Source organism: Symplocastrum torsivum (assembly GCF_059505465.1).
Map to the genome: position 1 here is coordinate 36,783 of NZ_JCACKQ010000012.1, position 20,738 is coordinate 57,520.

The 20,738-nt window shown below is 46.3% G+C and carries 19 protein-coding genes and 1 tRNA gene; 16 read left to right on the plus strand and 4 right to left on the minus strand.

Features of this window, described 5'->3' with window-relative positions:
- Positions 1-553 precede the first annotated feature (553 nt).
- The 7 genes from AC5JL3_RS03945 to AC5JL3_RS03975 all read left to right on the plus strand — a co-directional run bounded on the left by AC5JL3_RS03945 (position 554) and on the right by AC5JL3_RS03975 (position 6,803).
- Positions 554-865, plus strand: coding sequence for a carbon dioxide-concentrating mechanism protein CcmK (locus AC5JL3_RS03945; protein ID WP_192218259.1), 312 nt, complete (start codon positions 554-556; stop codon positions 863-865).
- A gap of 81 nt (positions 866-946) precedes the next feature.
- Positions 947-1,288, plus strand: a complete 342-nt coding sequence (locus AC5JL3_RS03950; RefSeq protein ID WP_192218260.1) for a carbon dioxide-concentrating mechanism protein CcmK — start codon at positions 947-949, stop codon at positions 1,286-1,288.
- Positions 1,289-1,487: 199 nt separating this feature from the next.
- Entirely contained in the window at positions 1,488-1,790 is a 303-nt protein-coding gene (gene ccmL, locus AC5JL3_RS03955; RefSeq protein WP_496073236.1) for a beta-carboxysome shell vertex protein CcmL, read from the plus strand.
- Between the two features lie 191 nt (positions 1,791-1,981).
- Positions 1,982-3,733: a beta-carboxysome scaffolding protein CcmM gene (gene ccmM / locus AC5JL3_RS03960; RefSeq protein WP_496073237.1), complete on the plus strand. Its 1,752-nt coding sequence runs from the start codon at positions 1,982-1,984 to the stop codon at positions 3,731-3,733.
- Between the two features lie 204 nt (positions 3,734-3,937).
- Positions 3,938-4,558 carry a beta-carboxysome scaffolding protein CcmN gene (ccmN, locus tag AC5JL3_RS03965; protein ID WP_496073238.1) on the plus strand — a complete coding sequence of 207 codons (621 nt, stop codon included), beginning with the start codon at positions 3,938-3,940 and terminating at the stop codon, positions 4,556-4,558.
- Positions 4,559-4,647: 89 nt separating this feature from the next.
- A complete protein-coding gene (gene ccmO / locus AC5JL3_RS03970) occupies positions 4,648-5,451 on the plus strand; it encodes a beta-carboxysome assembly protein CcmO (RefSeq protein WP_496073239.1) in 804 nt (267 codons plus the stop codon).
- Positions 5,452-5,774: 323 nt separating this feature from the next.
- Positions 5,775-6,803, plus strand: a complete 1,029-nt coding sequence (locus AC5JL3_RS03975; protein WP_496073240.1) for a LysR family transcriptional regulator — start codon at positions 5,775-5,777, stop codon at positions 6,801-6,803.
- 159 nt (positions 6,804-6,962) lie between these two features.
- Here the strand turns inward: AC5JL3_RS03975 and AC5JL3_RS03980 are convergent, their stop codons facing one another.
- Complete coding sequence (locus AC5JL3_RS03980; RefSeq protein ID WP_496073241.1) at positions 6,963-8,141, minus strand: ABC transporter permease; 1,179 nt, start codon at positions 8,139-8,141, stop codon at positions 6,963-6,965.
- A gap of 13 nt (positions 8,142-8,154) precedes the next feature.
- Positions 8,155-9,030, minus strand: a complete 876-nt coding sequence (locus AC5JL3_RS03985) for an Npun_R2479 family HD domain-containing metalloprotein (RefSeq protein WP_192218266.1) — start codon at positions 9,028-9,030, stop codon at positions 8,155-8,157.
- A 523-nt stretch (positions 9,031-9,553) separates the two neighbouring features.
- On the opposite strand from AC5JL3_RS03985, the gene AC5JL3_RS03990 reads away from it, so the two are divergent.
- Positions 9,554-9,625: transfer RNA gene (locus tag AC5JL3_RS03990), tRNA-Gly, on the plus strand.
- Between the two features lie 194 nt (positions 9,626-9,819).
- Here the strand turns inward: AC5JL3_RS03990 and AC5JL3_RS03995 are convergent.
- On the minus strand, positions 9,820-10,695 hold the full coding sequence (locus AC5JL3_RS03995) for a helix-turn-helix domain-containing protein (RefSeq protein WP_496073242.1): 876 nt from the start codon (positions 10,693-10,695) through the stop codon (positions 9,820-9,822).
- Positions 10,696-10,854: 159 nt separating this feature from the next.
- Between AC5JL3_RS03995 and AC5JL3_RS04000 the strand changes: the two genes are divergently transcribed.
- From AC5JL3_RS04000 to AC5JL3_RS04020, 5 genes are all read left to right on the plus strand, one after another.
- Positions 10,855-11,487 (plus strand): FMN-dependent NADH-azoreductase, encoded by a 633-nt coding sequence (locus AC5JL3_RS04000; RefSeq protein WP_496073243.1) that lies wholly within the window; start codon positions 10,855-10,857, stop codon positions 11,485-11,487.
- A gap of 4 nt (positions 11,488-11,491) precedes the next feature.
- Positions 11,492-11,626, plus strand: coding sequence for a hypothetical protein (locus AC5JL3_RS04005; protein ID WP_496073244.1), 135 nt, complete (start codon positions 11,492-11,494; stop codon positions 11,624-11,626).
- A gap of 122 nt (positions 11,627-11,748) precedes the next feature.
- A complete protein-coding gene (locus AC5JL3_RS04010) occupies positions 11,749-13,326 on the plus strand; it encodes a Na+/H+ antiporter (protein WP_496073245.1) in 1,578 nt (525 codons plus the stop codon).
- A 148-nt stretch (positions 13,327-13,474) separates the two neighbouring features.
- Positions 13,475-15,364 carry an ArnT family glycosyltransferase gene (locus AC5JL3_RS04015; RefSeq protein ID WP_496073246.1) on the plus strand — a complete coding sequence of 630 codons (1,890 nt, stop codon included), beginning with the start codon at positions 13,475-13,477 and terminating at the stop codon, positions 15,362-15,364.
- The gene (locus AC5JL3_RS04020) at positions 15,364-17,091 is read left to right on the plus strand and encodes an ArnT family glycosyltransferase (RefSeq protein ID WP_496073247.1); all 1,728 of its coding nucleotides are present in this window, start codon (positions 15,364-15,366) and stop codon (positions 17,089-17,091) included. Before AC5JL3_RS04015 ends, AC5JL3_RS04020 begins: the two co-directional genes overlap by 1 nt.
- 39 nt (positions 17,092-17,130) lie before the next feature.
- Here the strand turns inward: AC5JL3_RS04020 and AC5JL3_RS04025 are convergent, their stop codons facing one another.
- Complete coding sequence (locus AC5JL3_RS04025; RefSeq protein WP_496073248.1) at positions 17,131-17,253, minus strand: hypothetical protein; 123 nt, start codon at positions 17,251-17,253, stop codon at positions 17,131-17,133.
- Between AC5JL3_RS04025 and AC5JL3_RS04030 the strand changes: the two genes are divergently transcribed.
- The 3 genes from AC5JL3_RS04030 to cobA all read left to right on the plus strand — a co-directional run bounded on the left by AC5JL3_RS04030 (position 17,252) and on the right by cobA (position 20,715).
- Positions 17,252-18,364 carry an LptF/LptG family permease gene (locus AC5JL3_RS04030; RefSeq protein WP_496073249.1) on the plus strand — a complete coding sequence of 371 codons (1,113 nt, stop codon included), beginning with the start codon at positions 17,252-17,254 and terminating at the stop codon, positions 18,362-18,364. The genes AC5JL3_RS04025 and AC5JL3_RS04030 overlap by 2 nt on opposite strands.
- 145 nt (positions 18,365-18,509) lie before the next feature.
- Positions 18,510-19,091 carry a Uma2 family endonuclease gene (locus AC5JL3_RS04035; RefSeq protein ID WP_496073287.1) on the plus strand — a complete coding sequence of 194 codons (582 nt, stop codon included), beginning with the start codon at positions 18,510-18,512 and terminating at the stop codon, positions 19,089-19,091.
- Positions 19,092-19,125: 34 nt separating this feature from the next.
- Positions 19,126-20,715: a uroporphyrinogen-III C-methyltransferase gene (gene cobA / locus AC5JL3_RS04040; RefSeq protein ID WP_496073250.1), complete on the plus strand. Its 1,590-nt coding sequence runs from the start codon at positions 19,126-19,128 to the stop codon at positions 20,713-20,715.
- Positions 20,716-20,738: the final 23 nt, after the last annotated feature.

Here is a 20,738-nt window from a genome sequence, read left to right on the forward strand (position 1 = left end):
TAATTGAGTTGGGTTTATAACTTAGGTTGATTAATGGTTTCACAAAAACAATTGCACTTCAACTTAACCTTTTCCTGTCTAATTGTGACAAATTTAAGCCTTTGCCTATACAAGTAACTCTAATGAAACCTATAAACCCAACTTATAACATCAAAATCTGTTGTTCTTCAGTCTCTGGCTTATATAGACAAGTTCTCCAGAGTGCCTAGAGGTTCTCTGGAAGCTGTAACGGTCAAAAATTATGGACAGCAGTCGTCTTGCTTATAGAAAAGTTATAAAAAAATTATAAAACAAAAGTAACCATTCTCGAAAACGATGAATTTCCGTTAAATCATCTAGCTGATGAACTATGATTGTTAAGTTTTTTTAACCACATTCATTGAGAATTATTATGATAATTTATATTGATTAAGTACACCAAGGTTATCTATGCTTGGTTTAGCTCTTCAATGAAAGAGCTTTCTCAAGCTAAAAAATCGGCACTCTCGTCTGAATTTTTGCTAAAAACTGATTTACCCCTTGTCTTTAACTAATCCACTAGGAGAAAAGCGCAATGCCAATTGCTGTGGGAATGATAGAAACAAAAGGCTTTCCAGCCGTTGTAGAAGCAGCAGATGCGATGGTAAAAGCTGCCCGTGTCACCCTTGTGGGTTATGAAAAAATCGGTAGTGCTCGTGTGACTGTCATTATCCGGGGTGATGTCTCGGAAGTACAAGCCTCGATTGCGGCTGGTGTAGAGTCAGTACAGAGGGTGAATGGCGGTGAAGTGGTATCGACTCACATTATTGCTCGTCCCCATGAGAACCTAGAGTATGTCCTGCCGATTCGTTATAGCGAAGCGGTCGAGCAGTTCCGTGCTTACTAACGAAAAGCCCGACTGAGACGGTTGACCGCTTTCGCCTCTGTCGTATCAACAAAACAATCTTTAACTTTTGGAGTAAAACTCATGTCAATCGCCGTCGGAATGGTAGAAACTCTAGGCTTTCCCGCTGTTGTAGAAGCAGCAGATGCAATGGTAAAAGCTGCCCGTGTCACCCTTGTTGGGTATGAAAAAATTGGTAGTGGTCGCGTAACCGTTATCGTGCGAGGTGATGTCTCCGAGGTACAAGCCTCAGTTGCGGCTGGAGTAGATAACGTCAAGCGAGTGAATGGTGGACAAGTCTTGTCAACTCATATTATTGCTCGCCCCCACGAGAACCTGGAGTACGTGCTGCCAATTCGTTATACCGAAGATGTTCAACAGTTTCGCGAAAGCACTAACGCCATCCGTCCAATGAACCGTCCGTAGGTTAGTTAACTGACTTTAGATTGCCGATAGCGCAGGGGGACGCGATGCCTTCAGCGGTTCGCATTAGCGAAGCAGGGCGAAGCCCAGCGTCTATCGCACCCAGGCTTGGATGATCTGATGGATAAAACCTCATTAAGACAAAGAGATAACTATCCTTGTATCCTTGCATCCTTGCATCCAACCGAAAGGTGGAGAGTTCATGCAAATTGCTAAAGTTCGCGGCACGGTTGTCAGTACTTATAAAGAACCAAGCTTGAGAGGTGTGAAATTCCTCTTATTGCAGTTCCTAGATGAGGAGGGACAGCTACTGCCCAAATACGAAGTAGCAGCAGACACAGTCGGTGCGGGAATGGATGAATGGGTTCTTGTAACCATGGGCAGTGCAGCTCGCCAGGTTGCTGACAGTAATACACGTCCCATAGATGCCATGGTAGTAGGGATTATCGACACAGTTAGTGTCGATAATCACGTTCTCTACAGCAAGAAAGATCAATATCGTTAGTGAGTTGCGGTAGTGGTAACGTTGGAAGGTTAGACGCGATCGCGTGCACCTGCTAAGACTTACCCAACGACAGTGGCTTAATCCGAAAATCGCCTTTACTTGGTGAGCCTTTGACCTTTCACCCCCTGCAACGCTCCAAGTTTGGAGCTTACGCTCGTGTATCGCTTTTTTAGATTAGGAGGAAGACATTTATGGCAGTCCGTACTTACGCGGCTCCCCCGACCCCTTGGTCGAAAAGTTTGGCGGAACCACAAATTGATGAAACTGCCTATGTACATTCTTTTTCTAACATTATTGGGGATGTGTTTGTCGGTGCCAATGTAATGATTGCCCCTGGAACGTCAATTCGAGCCGATGAAGGTGGGTCGTTTTACATTAGTGCTGGTACAACGATTCAAGATGGTGTTGTCATTCACGGTCTTGAAGGTGGTCAAGTCGTTGGGGATGATCAGCAAAATTACGCAGTTTGGATCGGAAAGAATACTTCCATTACCCACATGACCCTGATTCACGGGCCAGCTTACATCGGAGATGATTGCTTTATTGGCTTTCGCTCTACGGTGTTTAATGCCCGAATCGGCAATGGCTGTATCGTGATGATGCACGCTTTAGTTCAGGATGTGGAGATTCCCCCTGGCAAGTATGTGCCTTCAGGAGCACTGATTACCAGCCAGCATCTAGCGGACAGATTGCCAGATGTCCAGGATGAGGATAGGCAGTTTGCTCAGCATATTGTGGTATGCAATGAGGCTTTGCGAACGGGTTATCAATGTGCTGAGGATGAAGCTTGTATTGCACCCATCCACCAGGAAAATCGCCAGAAGTCTCACTCGAATGGCAAGGCACAAGGCGACAGCGTTGTTGTACCCAATGATTCCCCTGCCATAGGAAGTCATCTTAGTAGTTCTCATAAATCATATAGTTCCATGTCTTTGAGTACAGGATTAACCCCAGACGTTAAAACACAAGTTCGTCAACTGTTAGCTCAGGGTTACCGGATTGGTGCCGAGTATGCTGATGAACGCCGTTTCCGCACGAGTTCTTGGAAGAGTGCTTCGGTTCACTCCGAGCGAGAATCGGAAGTCCTTAGTGCCTTGGAAGCCACGCTAGCAGAACATGCTGGTGAATATGTGCGGTTGATTGGCATCGACCCTAAAGCGAAGAGGCGAGTCACTGAGGAAATTATCCAAAAACCCGGTGATAAGCCTGCAACCGTTGCAAGTACATCGACAGCTTCTCGTGCTAGCAACAGCACCCCACCATCTCGTGACTACAGCTCTACTTCTGGAGCAAGCACAGGTAATGGTATAGACCTTAAACAAAAGGTTCGTCAACTGTTAGCCCAAGGTTGCCGGATTGGTGCAGAGTACGCCGATGAGCGTCGCTTCCGCACGAGTTCCTGGAAGAGTGCTGCTTCAATACACTCAGAGCGGGATTCGGAAGTGGTTAAGGCGTTAGAAGCCTTGCTAGCAGAACATGCTGGTGAGTATGTCCGATTGATTGGCATTGACCCTAAAGCAAAGCGGCGGGTTAGTGAGGAAATTATCCAAAAACCAGGTGACAAGGGGCAAGCTCAAGCTAGCAGACCATCCGCCGAATCAAATGGTAATGGAAGTGACTACTACCGCCCTAGCTACACATCAAAGACAGCAGAACCCTCAACACCTCAGAATGGCACATCCTTGAACCGCGACACGATTGAGCAGGTGCGTCAGCTGTTGTCTCAAGGCTACAAAATTGGCACAGAACATGCTGACAAACGCCGATTCCGCACCGGTTCTTGGCAAACCTGTAGCCCAATTGAATCAAATCAGGTGTCAGATGTGATCAACGGCTTAGAAGGGTGCATGGCAGAGCATAGTAATGAATATGTGCGGCTAATTGGTATTGATACCAAGGCAAAGCGGCGCGTCCTAGAGACGATTATTCAACAGCCTAGCTAGAGAGTTTTTAGGGTTGAGTTGTTAGACGAGTATCTTCCTCTAACCAGGTGTAAAGAGGCGATCGCCTTTTCTCAGCTCACCCTAAATTCTACAAAAATCAACAAGACGTAGTGTAATGGGGCGCGATAGTGTTTATTTATCGCGTCTCTAGAACTCCTAACGGTTTAAAAATTCCCAGTTGCTATAATCGCGGTTCTAATTAGAATGCATTTGCCGACACTATCATTGATTAATAACTCTCATGTCTATGTGGAAGGCGATGTGTCTATTGATGCTAGTGCTGCGATCGCACCTGGGGTAATTTTACGAGCTGCCCCAGACAGCAAGATTATCATTGGCTCAGGGGTTTGCATTGGCATGGGTTCAATCCTACATGCTTACCAAGGTTCTCTGGAAATCGGCGCAGGTGTGAATTTGGGAGCAGGGGTTCTGGTTATTGGCAACGGCAAAATTGGGGTAAATGCCTGTATTGGAGCTGCAACAACAATTTGGAACAGTTCTGTTGAACCGGGGCAAGTAGTGCCCGGTTGCTCTGTAATCGGAAAGCAGGGGCGTCAAGTCACGGATGTCTCCTCGGCAGCTACTAGCCCGGTTCCTGTTCATCCTCCAGAGACACCTGACGTTGCTCCACCTAATGGGCAAGTTCCGCCTACCAAAGCTGTTTCCTCTCCCAGTACCACCGACAAAGATTCCCCAACCGAGCCGCAGGCAGCGCCCAACTCAGAGGCTGGCACATCCGTTTATGGACAAGGTAACCTGAACCGTCTCCTAAAAACTCTCTTCCCCTACGATCAATCTCTCAACCGTCCGCCTGAGGACGGTTAGATAGATTAGTTGTTAGTTTTTAGTTGTGAGTTTCTAGACTTGATAATAACCAACAGCTAACAGCCAACAACTAAATGGAGATTCTATCTATGGAGTTCTATAAAAATGGTATTGCCCCGCAAAACTCGGTAATTCAACGTGATGTGTATGGCGATCGATCTGGTGAACGTCGCCCAAACCAAACCTCTTTAGGCTTGGTTTCCACTTTGAGTTTTCCGACTATTGTCAGTACAGCAGATGCAATGCTCAAAGCATCGGGTGTCACACTCGTTGGGTACGAAAAAATCGGCAGTGGTCAGTGTACCGCAATTGTTCGAGGCTCGATCGCGGAAGTCCGGATTGCTGTTGAAGCTGGTGTTCAGCACGCACAACAAGAAGGTCAATTCCTTTCCTCAACCGTTATTCCTCGACCGTTCCCTAACCTTGAAGTTATTTTCCCCATCGGCTCTCATCTGCTTGAGCAGGCTCGACAGCAGGATGACACTCGCGTGAGTAACCAGTCGATCGGTCTTTTGGAAACACGTGGCTTTCCGGCTATGGTGGGAGCTGCCGATGCCATGCTCAAATCCGCCGATATCCAGCTAACTGCCTACGAAACAATTGGGGACGGTTTATGTACCGCCATTATTCGAGGTGCGGTTGCTGATGTTGCAATGGCTCTACAAGTAGGGATTAGCGAAGCGCAGAGGATTGGTGAGTTGGTAGCGGTTACCGTAATTTCTCGCCCACTAGAGGACTTAGAGAGAAGCCTGCCAGTAGCTAGTTGCCTAATTGAGGAGCAACCTCAGCCTCTAATGCTACCTGTTAATGTCAAAGAGACTGAAAAAGAGTTGGTAGAACTGCCACTGCCAGCGTTAGAAAAGCTACAAATGCCTTTAAAAAAAGAGCCATAAATAGTTAATGATATGACCTTCAAATGCTGGCAACCCAACTTACTATCATTACTGAAAATTTTCTTCCATTAATCTCTACCCTAGAGGAAAGCATTGCACAGTAAGAAAGCAGATGAGGGTTTGTGTTTACCTGCAAATTACAGGATGCCAGGATTTTATAATACCCAAATCTACAACCGGTAAACTGTGCAACGCTGGATGGAAGGAAGACTGTCACTTGTTCCAGTTCTCTGAAATGATAACCTGGAATTTTTATAGGAAAAAACATTGTTTCCAATGGAAATAATAGAATAGAGTCTATAAGAAGTTAAGGAGAAGTAGCGTTGAAGCAAGCTACGCTGCACCAACTGAAGGTATTTGAAGCGGTGGCTCGACATAATAGTTTTACACGAGCCGCAGAGGAACTATTTCTTACCCAACCCACGGTTTCTATGCAGGTCAAGCAACTGACGAAAGCCGTGGGTATGCCCCTATTTGACCAGGTAGGTAAGCGTTTGTCCCTTACCCAAGCTGGAGAGGAACTTTTGAAGACGTGCCGAGAAGTCTTTGAGAATTTAGACCAGTTTGAGATGACTGTAGCCAATCTCAAAGGTCTAAAGCAGGGACGGTTACGTCTTGGCGTGATTACAACAGCCAAATATTTTGTCCCTCGTTTATTAGGCCCTTTTTGCAAGCGTTATCCGGGAATTGATATTTCCCTTCAGGTCACCAACCATGAGCATATACTCAATCGCTTGAGTGAGAATTTGGACGACCTATATGTCATGAGTCAACTACCGGAGAGTGTTGAAATTACCTGTCAGCCAATCTTAGAAAATCCCCTAGTTGTCGTAGCCCCCGCTGTTCATCCTTTGGTTCATGAGAAAAATATCTCACTTGAACGTTTGGCGGCTGAGCCATTTATTATGAGAGAACCTGGTTCAGGGACGCGCAAATCTGTACAAAGCCTTTTCGATGAGCATAAGATTTTGCTGAAAGTGCGTCTTGACTTAGGGAGTAATGAAGCGATTAAACAAGCGATCGCAGGTGGCTTAGGAATTTCCATATTATCAGCCCACACTTTAGCGCTTGAAGGGCAGGACAGCCAGCTAGCCGTTTTGGATGTCGAGAAATTTCCAATTGAACGCTACTGGTACGCTGTGTACCCAAGTGGTAAACAACTATCTATCGTCGCTCGTACTTTTCTTGAGTATCTCTTAACGGAAGGAAGGCAAGTTACTGAGAGGACAGCCGCTCAAAACGCTTTAGGTTTAGCGGCGCTGCACTTCAACACCACACCTAATGCTGAAAACAGCACAAACCGTCCGGCTGACTATCCTTCGATAAATTCGCTCCCAACCCCTTTAGAATAATTTCTAGACGGGGATTGGGTGAAGACTCGCATTGGGTAATCTTAGGGTGAGAAGGAAGTAGAGTACTTCCTCTATGTGGGGACTGGGCAAGAATTCTTATCGAAATTCAGTAGGGGCAAGCCCCATTTGATTCGTCCCAATCCCCAATCAACAACAGATTTAATCTTGTGGGGCAGGCATCTCGCCTGTCCTGCCAGGTGATGACTCAGTAACATTAGAATAATTACGCTGAAGACTACGGGGGTCGAGTGCGTCACGCAGTCCATCTCCCAGCAAATTAAATGCCAACACCGTCAGGACAATTAACACTGCCGGTGGCCAAATTAACCAAGGCTGTAGCACCAAAATCGAAGCATTCGTTGCTAGCGACAGGAGATTTCCCCAAGAGGGGTCAGGTTGCTGAATTCCCAACCCAATCAAGCTCAGTACCGCTTCTGCGCCGATGTAGCTAGGCACTGCGAGGGTAGCTGAGATAATCACGTAAGTTGCAGTCTGGGGCAGAACATGGCGAATAATGATGTATAAGGGTTTGCCACCCATCGCTCGTGAGGCTTGAACAAATTCGCGTTCTTTGATAGACAGCACTTGTCCGCGAATTACCCGTGCTAAACCTGCCCAACCAATCAACGAGGTAATCAAAACAATTAATAAAAACCGTTGGGCACTTGTTAGTCCTGGTGGTAGCACCGCAGCAAGGGCAACCAGTAGATAAATGCCCGGAATCGTCATTAAGACTTCTACCAGACGCATCAAAATAGCGTCTATCCAGCCCCCGAAATAGCCAGCAATTCCGCCAATTAATAAACCCAAGGGGAAAGAGATCGCAACTCCCACTAGACCAATACTGAGGCTAATGCGACCGCCATGCACGAGACGGGTAAACTGGTCGCGCCCCTGCTCATCGGTACCTAATAAATTAATTTTGCCTTCACCAACAGTTCCGAATAAATGAAGGTTTGAGGGAATGCCTGGAAATACATCGACTTCCTCAAATTTTTGTCCAATCGGTAGACGAATCTGGAACAGTTGATAGGCTGGTCCTTTGACAAAAAAGCGTAGTGGTGAGGGCTTAGAGCGATCAACAAACAATTTGCGATCGCCTGTTTCTAAATCTGTTGGTCCTTGAGTTGTGGGATAGACGTGTGGGCCAATAAATTGTCCCTCTTGGTTACGCCAGTAAATTGGGGTAGGTGGCAGCAGCGAACCATTCGGCTGCGAGGCATAGGCATCATAGGGGGCAACAAAATCAGCCGCGATGACAGCGACATAAAAAATTAATAGTAACAATGCCCCAAGACGAGCAAGTGGGTTCTTTTTAAGTTTCTGCCACCAATTCATGCGTGTTAAGTCGTTATGAGTGAACCTTTTGTGCTAACTGCCGATGTTCCTCTTCTTGTTTCTCGTGTTCAATGACAAACACATTGGAGTAGAGGTTGGCAATAATCTGCTTGCCCTGTTGCGTCAACTCCAGGTATCGCAGTGCCCCTTGGATATAAGGATAGACTCCAGTCCAGTAGAACTTAGAATAGTTCCGTCGTACATCTCCAGGATGCCTGTATCCTAAAGCTTTATTAACGCCAGTTTCTTCAAATTCATAGTACAGCGCACTAATCTTTTTAAGATAGCGTGGGTCACTCAACTGACCAATCAAATCAGAAGCGCGAATCAAGCCAGGGAAGCCTGATGTATCTTGATGGTCTCCTTCTTTCGGCACCGGAAAGCGGGTTAGTTCAATACTGCGCTTAATGAATTCTGCGTCAATTAGTTTGTGACCACCAAACCGCTCATCAATAAATAATTTTGCTCGATCTACATGGTATGCCGTGAGGGCAGCATCCGAAGCTCCCAAAGGCAGATGAACCATTTCGCCATTTTGACCCGTGGCATAAAGTCGTTCCGTTTCGCGATCGCTACGACACACTCCCTTAACATAGCCAATGTCATGGCATACCAGGGAGATGATAAAGTGCAGCCAGTCATCCGGTGTCACCCCACCCTCACGGATCTGCTTGCCCCGTAAAATCTCTTGCCCTACCAAAGCAACGAGGATTGAGTGTTCGACATTGTGATACAGGGCATCGCTATTAGCAATATTTTCCATTGCCATGCTCCCTGCCCAAGCAATAATATCCTCATGGTCTGTCTTCAGTCCCCCGTAAGTCCGGCGGTAGCCTTCTCGAAGTTTTTGAACAAAGACATTAATTAAAATCTCAGTTGCGTTAAACATCCTTAGTAATCGCTCGTACTGAGTGCAATGTATATAGGGCTTGGCTGAACTGTAGTAACCATTTGGGAGAAGCCTTTGGCTACGCAAGACCTCTTTCCCTCAATTGTTTTTTGGTGAATACACCAAAGCATCAAGGGGATGAGCTTAACTTTAGACCTTATCGGCACTGAATGGTGACAACGTCTCTACACCTTACAGGATGCAATAAAATTTTGCTGATTGCTTGATGGGGCATCACGAGGCTTCGTGTTTTGCATCACAGACCCTAGCTTGAGTAGTCAACTAAGCTTTCAACGCTAGTACACATAATAGTTTTGACAAAGCTTACAAAATAATTAAATATTAATAACCCTTGTCAATCCATCGTTGGCTAAAGACTTGGCGTGTAATCCTGCTTAGCCTCATTCGGTATCTAAAGTTAAGAAAACTTATTACTCATCAGTCATCAATCCGCTTTAGTAAGTCAACGCTTAGTTTCTAAATCGTCATATAATAGTAGGCGGCTTCATATCGGGAATCACTTGCGGGTGTAGTTCAGTGGTAGAACGTCAGCTTCCCAAGCTGAATGTCGTCGGTTCGAGTCCGATCATCCGCTTCAAAAATGTACAGTGACTAATTAATTTTCATCGGTGACAGATTGTTGTCATCGAGGCTTTCAGTTATATAGCCACTAAAGTTTGGGTATGAATTTGGGTATTGATATTGAACTTTTATAATGATCGCCTTTTTTTGACGGAGGTGCGATCGCTTTGTGTTGCCTGCAACGCCACTTAGTCTTCTTCTCTCGATTTAATTCGTTCTGTAGGCTCTCGGTGCCATGCCTGTAAATTGCCGAAACTGTTTACTCAAATGGCTGTGGCTGTTGAACCCACACTCTAAGGCAATGTCCATAATCGAGCGGTTTGTTTGTTTCAATAACTGCTTTGCCCGTTCTACCCGTTGTTGGAGCAGGTATTGGTAGGGAGCCTTGCCCATCGACTGCTTAAATAAATGGCTGAAATGAAATTGACTCATACCCACCAATTGGGCTAAATCTGTAAGCTTAATATCTTGATTCAGATGTTCGTTGATGTACTCCAAGACTTGCAGAAGTTGAGGCTCAGATAAGCCACCCTCATAAATTGCAAGGCGAGGTTTGACAGCAGAGTATTGCCTGAGTAAATGCACTGCCAAGACATTTGCCAGTGATTCAACATAGAGCCTTCCGCCTAAATTTTCCTGTTTGAGTTCACAGAGCAGCATCATGCCAATCGACTCAATCTGTGGATCGCGAGTCCGAAATTTGGGGAGTAATTCAAGCTGATCTGGATTCATCGCAAGAGCTTCTGTGGCAACGCTCTGGATGAAACGAGACGCAAGCCGAATCTGCAAGCAGTGGTCATCTCCATCCCAACGGGCGAAAACTGGCATCTTTGCAGGCATTACAGAAATGTCACCTTTCGCGTACAGTCCTGAGTGAGTCTTGCCTCCCTGGATTTGCAGCAAGCGAATTGGACGGGGGGCAAGAGACAGATAAATTGTATGTTCATCGCTGTAATGACACCGCGCCTCACCCGGAGGTTGTTGGAATTGCTCGACCAGAATGTTTTCCCAACCCTGAGATTGGCTAGCTAGGATGGGTAAGCCAGTCAGTTCAGTCTGATGGTTGGCTGGAGACTTCATCATGCAAACTCCAATCGATCTCATCTGATTGTATTCACTGTGAGAGGACTCTCAGCGATTAGCCTAAAAACTGGCAGCAAGATTTTGATAGTGACGCAGGAATTAGATAGCTGAGTATGGGTAGGTTTCCTACGCTGGAATGGTGATTCACTAAGAGAAGCGATGGCACACATTCTACACATAGATTCCAGTCCCAGAGGAGAGCGATCGCACTCTCGCCAACTCACAAGAGAATTCGTTGAAGCGAGGATGCAGGCTCATCCGGCTGATGTTGTCACCTATCGAGATGTCGGTCGCAATCCCGTTCCCCATGTGGATGAACCGTGGATTGCAGCAGCTTATACACCGCCAGAGCAACGAACCCCTCAACTCCAGGAAGCGATTCGTATTAGCGATCAACTGGTGGATGAATTCTTAGCGGCTGATGTCTACGTCATCGGCGTTCCCATGTACAATTTAAGCGTTCCCAGTGCGTTCAAAGCTTATATTGACCAAATTGTACGGATTGGGCGAACCTTTGCGTTTGAACCAGAGAATTCTGCAAACCCTTACAAACCGCTGGTACTGGGTAAGAAAATGTTTATCATTGCGGCACGAGGGGGTTCTGGTTTTGGAGCGGGTGGGCAATACGAGAAGCTGAATTATCAGACCCCTTACCTGGCAACAGTCTTCGGGTTTATAGGCATTACTGACATCACGTTTATTGATGTTGAAAATGATGAATCTGGTGGGCAAAAATTAGCAGACGCGATCGCATCTGCCCGTACCCAAGTCACTCAATTGGTGAGAAGGTAAGGCGATGCTGCAACATCTAATAACTCAACAGCATTATTTCGCATTGAAGCTTTTCTCGGCACTGGGCTGTGGGCTGATAGCCGGAGTCTTCTTCGCCTTCTCGACTTTCGTGATGAACGTCCTTGCCCGAATCCAATAGCAAAGCGCCAAAGTATCTACGTCTTAGCGTGGAAAAAATTTATCTCTCTCTTCCTCCAGATACACTGGCGACACATCGAGGTACATCCTGGTATCGACTGCCGTGTTCCTTGGAGTTTTCCCATGTCTGTAGAATCTACAATCAGCGAAGCTGGAATTGAGCAGAATCTGGAGCAATTTCTGCTAGTGCTATCTATTTCGTTGAGTGTGGCAACGATATCACGGATTTTTGCCTGGTTCCGAAGAATTCCCTACACGTTACTACTGGTGATAGTCGGATTGGGTTTAGCGTTTGTAGATGTCCGACTGGTGAATTTGTCACCAGAATTAATTCTAGAAATTTTTCTGCCACCTCTCCTGTTTGAAGCCGCTTGGAATATCCGGTGGCGCGAGTTGAAGCAGGATTTAATATCGGTAAGTTTATTTGCCATTGTTGGGGTTGTGATTTCTGTTGTTGGTATTGCTTTCGCCATCAATCAGTTAACAGGGTTACCACTGACGACAGCTTTGTTAGTAGGAGCGAGTCTTTCTGCAACCGATCCTGTCTCGGTAGTTGCTTTATTTCGTGAACTGGGTGCCGATAAACGCCTGAAAATTTTGATGGAGGGGGAGAGCTTATTTAATGACGGCGTTGCGGTAGTAGCGTTTCTATTGCTGGTGGGAATACCGCTGGGAACTAGTGAATTTTCAGTTTCCACAACCTTTGCCCGGTTCTGCGTGTTTGTTGGGATTGGGATTGGAGTTGGCTGCTTAGTTGGTTTTGGGATTTCCTTGCTCACCCAACGATTTGATTTACCTTTGGTAGAGCAATCGCTGACTTTGGTTTCGGCTTATGGCACCTATTTAATTACCGAGAAACTCGGTGGTTCTGGTGTGATTGGGGTTGTTACGGTCGGTATAATTTTAGGGAATTTTGGTTCGCGGATTGGCATGAACCCGCGCACCCGGCTGATTGTTTCTGAGTTTTGGGACTTTCTATCTTTCTTTGTAAACTCGATTGTTTTTCTGCTAATTGGTGACCAAATAAACTTTTCTAGCCTGGGGCAGAATTTAAACTTAATTTCTGTCACTGTTGGGGCAGTATTGTTAACGCGAGCGATCGCAATTTACGGATTGGCAGCTATCAGCAATTGGTTGGCAAACGCCCAAATTGGTTGGCGAGAGCAGACAGTACTATGGTGGGGCGGTTTAAGGGGTTCTGTCTCGATTGCACTGGCGTTGAGTGTGCCAGTGGCATTAGATGGACGACAAGACATTATTGATACGGTGTTTGGCGTTGTGCTATTTACGCTCCTAGTGCAAGGGTTGACGACTCAATTTTTTCTAGAAAAGCTGAATCTAATTGGTGACCAACCACTACGTCAACAATACTCTGAGATAGTTGCTCGTCGTGTTGCTCTCAATCGTGTAAGAGACTATCTTTTAGAAGCAGCTAAGTCTAAGGATATTGACTCTGAGTTTGCGCGGTACCAAAGAGAACTTGTGCAATTTCAACTCGAAAGTATTCAAGAACAAATTGACGAGATGCTTAAGAAATATCCTCAGCTACAAGCCCTGGATATGGAACAACTGCAAGAGAAGATGATAGATATCGAAGCCGATACTTATGCAGAATTTATCCGTGCTGGGCGTTTAAATGAACGCCTATCACCCTTATTGCAGGGAATTCTAACTGAGGCAGATGAAAAACTTATGGAGTAATCCGCCGTACTTCACTCAACACTAGTGTACATGGATAGAAGCGGATTAGGCATTGAGTGGAGCTTCTGAGCCATAAGCCTTTGCCTTTTCCTTGTTCTTGTGCATGATAGTGAGGCACAAAACTCACCTACTGCACGTCAAAGGCTCAATGAAATTTGGTCGGAATAATCTAGTTACGCAGGGTATAGGTTCCTGGAAGTGGCAGACAAGCAATGCCTGGGTGCTAGCACTCATTTGGCTGCTTTTAATTAGTTCGCTTGCCTTCTTCTGGAACTTAGGCAGCACTGGCTTGATTGATGAAACAGAACCACTGTTTGCAGAAGCGTCTCGACAGATGGTAGTGACGGGAGACTGGATTACTCCCTCCTTTAATGAAGCGCCTCGGTTTGACAAGCCTCCCTTAATTTACTGGTGTCAGGCGATCGCATTTCAAATCTTCGGTATTAATGAGTTTGCTGTCCGGCTACCTTCGGCATTAGCTGGGTTGGCACTCACCAGTCTATGCTTCTACACCTTACGGTATTTTGGTGGTTGGAGTTGGAACTGGGGAATTGGGAATTGGGAATCGGGAATTGGGCAGAGTGATCGCGATCGCCAAGATGTTCCTAATGGTGACGCTACCGTTGAGGGTACGCCAATCAGCAATTCTCCTTTGCTCCAATGGCAGTTGTGGTTAGTGGCAAGTCTTGGTGCAGCCATGGTTGCCTTACATCCCCTAACGTTGTTCTTTGGGCGTACAGGCTACTCGGATATGTTACTGAGTGTCTGTTTTGGGGGGGCATTACTGACCTTTTTTCTAGGCTACGCTCAACCTGAACAACGCACGGTGCAAACCCGTTGGTATCTGGCCTTTTACGTCTTGATTGCTTTAGCCGTGTTGACGAAGGGGCCAGTAGGAATTGTTCTGCCTGGATTGATTATTGGTTCTTTTCTAATTTATCTGGGTAGGGTAAGGGAAGTTTTGCAAGAAATGCGTCTCGTGCGAGGTGCTTTGATTGTTCTGGCTTTAAGCTTACCCTGGTTCATTCTAGTGACTTTGCAAAATGGCGAGGATTACATTGACTCGTTTTTTGGCTACCACAATTTTGAACGCTTTACGAGTGTGGTTAATGAGCATCAAGGGCCACCTTACTTTCATGTTTTAGTAATGTTGGTTGGCTTTGCGCCGTGGTCGATCGCTTTACCTGCTGCGATCGCACAAATCAAAGTTTTCCAACGAAGGAAGTGGCAACAAGCACCCCGTAACGCTCAGCTTGGACTGTTTGCGCTGTTTTGGTTCCTGATTGTCCTAAGCTTTTTCACAGTTGCGGCAACGAAATACTTTAGTTACACCCTACCGCTGATGCCTGCGGCAGCAATTTTAGTGGCGCTGTGGTGGAGTAAGCAGATTGTCAGCGCAAAAATTTCGCCTAAATCCCAAAGTGGCTTAACGATAACTAGCCTTCTAAGCATTCTGCTTTTTCTCGCCCTAGCAGTTGTGACATTCTACTGTCCCCAATGGTTAGGAGATGACCCTTCGATGCCTAATTTGGGATTGCGGGTTAGTGAGGCTGGTTTGTCTCGTGTTGGGGCAATCATTTGGGGTATAAGTGCGATCGCAGGTGTAATTCTCCTCCTACGCCGCCAAGCACATTGGTTGTGGAGTGTCAAGTTTCTCGGATTTGTTGCGTTCCTGATGTTCGTCATCATGCCGGCTTCAGCGATTATTGATACTGAACGCCAACTGCCTCTACGCCAAATTTCTCAGTCTGTCGTTCAGGTTGAAAATCGTGGCGAAGAAGTGGTGATGATTACTGAGGGATTTGAAAAGCCCAGCTTAGTTTTCTATACGCAACAACCTATAACCTTTTTACATGAACCCTCAAAAGCGATTTCCCATATCCAAAACGCTGCTAACGAATCGAGTTCTGAGTCGGTACTGATAATTGCAACTCCTGACTCTTTAGAAGAAACGGGATTGTCACCGAATCAGTATCAAGAGATTACGGCACAGGGTATTTATCAATTAGTTCGTGTACCAACGTCAGGGGTGCGTTAATGCAGACTGTACAGAAATGGTTGACGAATAAAGCGAATCAGCCTGTACTGTTTTGGCTAATTGGAGGATTGTTGTTTCGAGGGTTTATTGCCCTCTGGCTGCCTCCTGGCTTTGATGAAGCCTACTACTATGTCTACAGCCAGCATCTGGATTGGAGTTATTTCGATCATCCAGTTTTAGTCGCGCTGACAACAGGCTTTGGCACTTGGCTAACAGGCGATGTATCCCAGTTCACGATTCGACTGGGAACGCTGATTTTGCATACGGGTAGTTTATTGCTGCTGTATTTAACCAGTGTCAGACTGTTTTCAGTAGAGGCAGGTCGATTGACTTTAGCGATCGCGACCATCATCCCAATTTTTCAAGTTGGTTTTGGTGTCCTTACCCTACCTGACAACCCACTGATATTTTTCTGGACAGCAACGTTGTACTGTGCAGCTTATGAGTTTTTCCCGCCCCCTCCAACTCAGGAGTACCGCCCTAGCTATCGCTTAAGCTATTTTGGTGTCTTAGTCGGTTTAGCTTGCTTAGGAAAATATCACGGCTTTGTTTTAGGTTTAGGGCTAGTGGGTTTTTGTTTAACGAGTCCCCGCCATCGCCATGCCCTACTATCCCCTTGGGCAGGGGTAGCTTTAGGCTTATTTATCATCACCATCTTTCCCATTTGGTTCTGGAATATCCAGCATGATTGGGTGTCCTTTCGCTTTCAACTAGATCGGGGCGTACCAAGAGAGGACTACGATCTACTAGATGTAGTCGATGTCTTGTTAGCTGAAGTGGCTTACCTCTTCCCCACTCTAGGCGTACCGCTTTGGTGGGTGAGTTTACAGTCTCTGAGGACTCAAATCACCTCAATTTCTCCTCACCTAACAACAGCCTTTTCTCATTTTCCCCCCTTTTTAAGGGGGGCTAGGGGGGATCGAAATCTAGCGTCTCAAACGAATAGAAACCGTATTAATCCCCTCTCCAAACAATCCTCAACCCACGAGGGAGATTTCCAACAAAAGCAATTATTGATTCTCTGGGTGTCTCTACCTCTAACAATTGGGTTCACACTTATGGGAGGATATCAGCAAATCTTGCCAACTTGGCCGGTGCCAGGATTTTGGGGACTCACCTTACTCTTGGGGCAACAAGCCGTCCTTTGGCAACAACAATCTCGACGCTGGGTGCGACGATGGTTGCAAGGTTCGGGATGGTTCATCGGCACTTGCTTACTGCTTGCCTTATTGCACGTCACAACAGGAACCCTGCAAACTGGGAGTCAATATGCTATTTTGGGCGGGTTTTGGAATCCCAAGGATGACCCGTCTACAGAACTAATTGATATTGTGCAATTGCGACAGGGCTTTGCCCAATCCCCTCTTTTGAGTCAGGCTTTACAGAACTCTAGCTTTGTATTCACCAACGGCTATTACCTCGCCGGATTCATTAGCATGGCTTTAACGCCGTTAGCAGACACGCCAATTACTTGCTTTAGTACGGATTTACGTGGCTTCGCGTTCTGGTCACGGGCTGATCAATGGGTAGGAGAAGATGCTTTATTCGTTACCATCTCCCGCTTTCAGAAGAAAGAAGACATATTGACTGACTATCGAGGTTACTTCAAGAGTCTAGAGGAACTCGGAACCGTGCCAATTCGACGAGGCGGAGGGATTATCGAGCAAGTTTACGTTTATCAGGCAAAGTCACTGGTACAACCCTATCCTCGACTTTATGGAATTTAAGCGTGGAGCAGAGATCTTTATTCGCTTGTTAGCCTAGGCTTATCCGATAATGCGATCGCCTACTGTTTTATGATCGCCATCTAGAATCGAAACTTCCTTGACTGTAATGACATTCGGTAAATCTCCGTCCCCCATCTCCTTGATTCCCGGCTTATCGCTCATGGATCGGTATCTTGCAACCGAACTCATGTTGCCCTTTCTCTTCGGTGTTGGTGCCTTCTCCTCCGTCGGCGTTGCGGTTGGTACAGCCTTCGACTTGGTGCGTAAAGTGACGGATGCTGGATTGCCGTTGGAGATTGCGGTGCAAGTGATGCTACTCAAGATGCCGGAGTTTGTCTCCTTTGCCTTGCCCATGTCCATGCTGCTAGCGGCAATGATGACTTACTCTCGCCTTAGTGCTGACAGTGAGGTAATTGCCTTACGCAGTTGTGGGGTTAGTATCTATCGACTGATTGCACCTGCTGTGGTTTTTAGTTTGATTGTTACGGGGATGACATTCGTGTTTAACGAATTAGTAGTTCCCGCTGCTAATTATCAGGCAGGGATTACTTTGGAGAAAGCCCTTGTTGAGGAAAGACCAGACTTCAAAGAAAACAACATTTTCTATCCTGAATATGGAGAAATAACTCAGCCAGATGGCGAAAAAGTTCGGGGACTCAAGCGCTTGTTCTATGCCGATCAATTTGATGGGGAGCGCATGAGAGGTTTAACGATTCTCGACTGGTCTCAGCAAGACCTTAATCAGGTAGTTACCTCGGAATCAGCCGTTTGGAACCCGGTTCAAAGCACCTGGGATTTCTTCAACGGCACTATTTACCTCATCTCTGCCGATGGTTCCTATCGCAACGTCCTACAATTTGAAAATCAACAGCTAAGACTTCCAAGAGCACCGATTGACTTAGTGGGTGACGAGCGTAAATCTGATGAAATGAATATCTCTCAACTTCTGCAACAGATAGAAACAGTCAAGGTTGGGGATGAAATCAAGAAACTCAATAAACTCAGATTGCGCGTTCAACAAAAAATTGCTTTTCCCTTTGTTTGTTTGGTTTTTGGTGTGGTGGGTGCGGCATTGGGAACTCGCCCCCAACGGTCTGACAAAGCAACCAGCTTTGGTCTTAGTGTTGTCATTATTTTTGGCTACTACTTATCGCGGTTTATTACCGAAGCATTAGGGTTATCAGGTATTCTCTCTCCCTTTATGGGTGCTTGGTTGCCAAATTTATTTGGTTTGATGGCTGGGGGACTAATGATTGTCCGAGCGGCACGGTAATTCGTAAGCGACTGTGCATTTAGTCTTTTTGATAGAGCAATAGAGAATGAAAAATTCTTGTCTCAAGGTCAAGGTAATTGCTACTTTGACTTTTGATTAGTCCCGTCAATTTATCATGGGTGCAGAACCCCTCTTGAGTCGTCCTATGTCCTTGACTATTGCAGACCTAGAGCAACTACAAGCCCAGCATCCTGACTGGCAGATGGAATTAGTAGATGGGAGCATCGTTGTTATGGGTCCGTCCGATTACGAGTCAGAGGAAATTGGCACTCGATTTAGTACCTTCCTCAATAACTGGGTGATGCCACGTCGGTTAGGCCGGGTGACTGGTTCCAGCGCTGGCTTTATCTTGCCCAACACTTCAGATGAGAATGGCGACAACGGCGACAAGGAACCGAGAAACCTCCGCGCTCCCGATGTATCATTTGTGCGAGCTGACCGACTCAAGAAGACCAAACGCGATTTTGTGGAGCTATTGCCAGATTTAACAGTTGAGGTGAAGTCCAAGACTGACCGAATTAAACCACTCGTTGAGAAGATTGAGCTATTTCTGAAACTCGGCTCGGTTATTGGTATCCTGATTGACCCAGACAAGCGCGAAGTGGCTGTTTATCGCCTTGACCAAAATACCGTTACCCTCAAAGATGGAGATACCCTCACGGTGCAAGAACTACTGCCGGGATGGGAGCTAGCCATATCAGAATTGTGGCCACCTGTGTTTGATTGAGAGTGAGTGCCTAACTTATGAACTATTAGGGCAGATGGGCAAAGTTTACCTTGTGGGTGCAGGACCAGGACATACAGATTATCTAACGGTGAAGGCGCAGCGTCTGCTCAGTCAAGCAGATGTGTTAATCTACGATGCCTTGGTAGATGCCCAGTTATTAGAGTTGGTACCGCCTGATTGCCTGAAACTTGATGTAGGAAAACGGGGTGGACAACCTAGTACATCACAGACAGAGATTAATCAGTTACTGGTAGAACACTGTCGCTTGGGGAAGCGGGTAGTGCGACTCAAGAGTGGTGACCCTTTTATTTTTGGTCGCAGTAGCTCAGAAATTCAAGCCTTAATCCAAGCGGGTTGTCCATTTGAAGTGGTGCCCGGTGTTTCTTCGGCTTTGGCGGCACCGTTATTTGCAGGGATTCCTCTCACTGATTCCGTGTTGAGTCGATGCTTTGCCGTTGTAAGTGCCCATGAACCAGGAGAGTTGGACTGGGAGGCGTTGGCGCGACTTGATACTCTGGCGATTTTAATGGGTGGGCGTTATTTGGATGAAATCGTTCAGCAGTTACAACGACATGGACGATCGCATTCTTCTCCAATTGCAATTATCCGTTGGGCAGGCTGTCCTCAGCAACAAATTTGGACTGGCACTTTAGCCAATATCGTTAAGCAAACGGCTGGTGTTTCTCTCTCTCCCGTGGTAATTGTGGTGGGCGAGGTAGTAGGATTACGAGACTATCTCCAATCCCCGACTGATGACGCAGAAACGCTACAGGATATGGCTCCTCTCAGTGGTAAAACGATCTTAGTGACTCGCGCTGCTGGACAGTCCAGTGAATTTAGTGAACTCCTCAAACAGCAAGGCGCACAGGTGGTTGAGATGCCGACTTTGGTTATTACTCCACCTTCGAGTTGGGACGCTTTGGATAATGCGATCGCACACTTATCTGAGTTCGATTGGTTAATTTTGACTTCCGGTAATGGCGTGGATTACTTTTTTGAACGGCTACTCACCCAAGATAAAGATGCTCGTGCCTTATCTGGTGTCAAAATCGCTGTAGTGGGGAAGAAAACCGCTGCCAGTCTTAAACAACGAGGACTACATCCTAACTTAATTCCCCCAGATTTTGTCGCGGATTCCCTCGTTGAACACTTCCCAGAACCACTAGAAGGTAAAAAAATCTTATTTCCTAGAGTGGAAAGCGGTGGAAGAGAAGTTTTAGTTAAAGAATTTACTGCCAAGGGTGCAGTGGTAACGGAAGTTGCCACCTATCAGTCTGGATGTCCTGCACAAATTGCTCCTGCCGCCTTAGACGCTTTGCAAAAGCAAGCCGTGGATGTGATAACATTTGCCAGTTCCAAAACGGTCAAGCACTTTTGTCAGCTTCTAGATGCCTCTCTAGCTAATAACTCTGGGCAAGCCCTAACATCTAAAGAAGGAAAACCAAAGAGCGATTACCCCTACCAGCAACTGCAAAATGTTTGCATTGCCTCGATTGGTACTCAAACGTCCGCAACCTGCTACCAGTTGCTAGGGAGAGTAGATGTTGAAGCTAAAGAATACACATTAGAAGGATTGACTCAAGCAATTGTGCAGTGGGCAACAGACAAGAGTTGTGCTATCTAGAGACAATAGTTTAGTAGGTGCGT

Coding starts and splice junctions, on each gene's coding strand:
- AC5JL3_RS04035 (WP_496073287.1), top strand. CDS start 18,510: ATGTCCTTGACTATTGCAGACCTAGAGCAACTACAAGCCCAGCATCCT.
- ccmM (WP_496073237.1), top strand. CDS start 1,982: ATGGCAGTCCGTACTTACGCGGCTCCCCCGACCCCTTGGTCGAAAAGT.
- AC5JL3_RS04020 (WP_496073247.1), top strand. CDS start 15,364: ATGCAGACTGTACAGAAATGGTTGACGAATAAAGCGAATCAGCCTGTA.
- ccmL (WP_496073236.1), top strand. CDS start 1,488: ATGCAAATTGCTAAAGTTCGCGGCACGGTTGTCAGTACTTATAAAGAA.
- AC5JL3_RS04010 (WP_496073245.1), top strand. CDS start 11,749: ATGTCTGTAGAATCTACAATCAGCGAAGCTGGAATTGAGCAGAATCTG.
- ccmN (WP_496073238.1), top strand. CDS start 3,938: ATGCATTTGCCGACACTATCATTGATTAATAACTCTCATGTCTATGTG.
- AC5JL3_RS04000 (WP_496073243.1), top strand. CDS start 10,855: ATGGCACACATTCTACACATAGATTCCAGTCCCAGAGGAGAGCGATCG.
- AC5JL3_RS04015 (WP_496073246.1), top strand. CDS start 13,475: ATGAAATTTGGTCGGAATAATCTAGTTACGCAGGGTATAGGTTCCTGG.
- AC5JL3_RS03985 (WP_192218266.1), bottom strand. CDS start 9,030: ATGTTTAACGCAACTGAGATTTTAATTAATGTCTTTGTTCAAAAACTT.
- AC5JL3_RS03995 (WP_496073242.1), bottom strand. CDS start 10,695: ATGATGAAGTCTCCAGCCAACCATCAGACTGAACTGACTGGCTTACCC.
- AC5JL3_RS04030 (WP_496073249.1), top strand. CDS start 17,252: ATGGATCGGTATCTTGCAACCGAACTCATGTTGCCCTTTCTCTTCGGT.
- cobA (WP_496073250.1), top strand. CDS start 19,126: ATGGGCAAAGTTTACCTTGTGGGTGCAGGACCAGGACATACAGATTAT.
- AC5JL3_RS03980 (WP_496073241.1), bottom strand. CDS start 8,141: ATGAATTGGTGGCAGAAACTTAAAAAGAACCCACTTGCTCGTCTTGGG.
- AC5JL3_RS04025 (WP_496073248.1), bottom strand. CDS start 17,253: ATGAGCGATAAGCCGGGAATCAAGGAGATGGGGGACGGAGATTTACCG.
- AC5JL3_RS04005 (WP_496073244.1), top strand. CDS start 11,492: ATGCTGCAACATCTAATAACTCAACAGCATTATTTCGCATTGAAGCTT.
- ccmO (WP_496073239.1), top strand. CDS start 4,648: ATGGAGTTCTATAAAAATGGTATTGCCCCGCAAAACTCGGTAATTCAA.
- AC5JL3_RS03950 (WP_192218260.1), top strand. CDS start 947: ATGTCAATCGCCGTCGGAATGGTAGAAACTCTAGGCTTTCCCGCTGTT.
- AC5JL3_RS03945 (WP_192218259.1), top strand. CDS start 554: ATGCCAATTGCTGTGGGAATGATAGAAACAAAAGGCTTTCCAGCCGTT.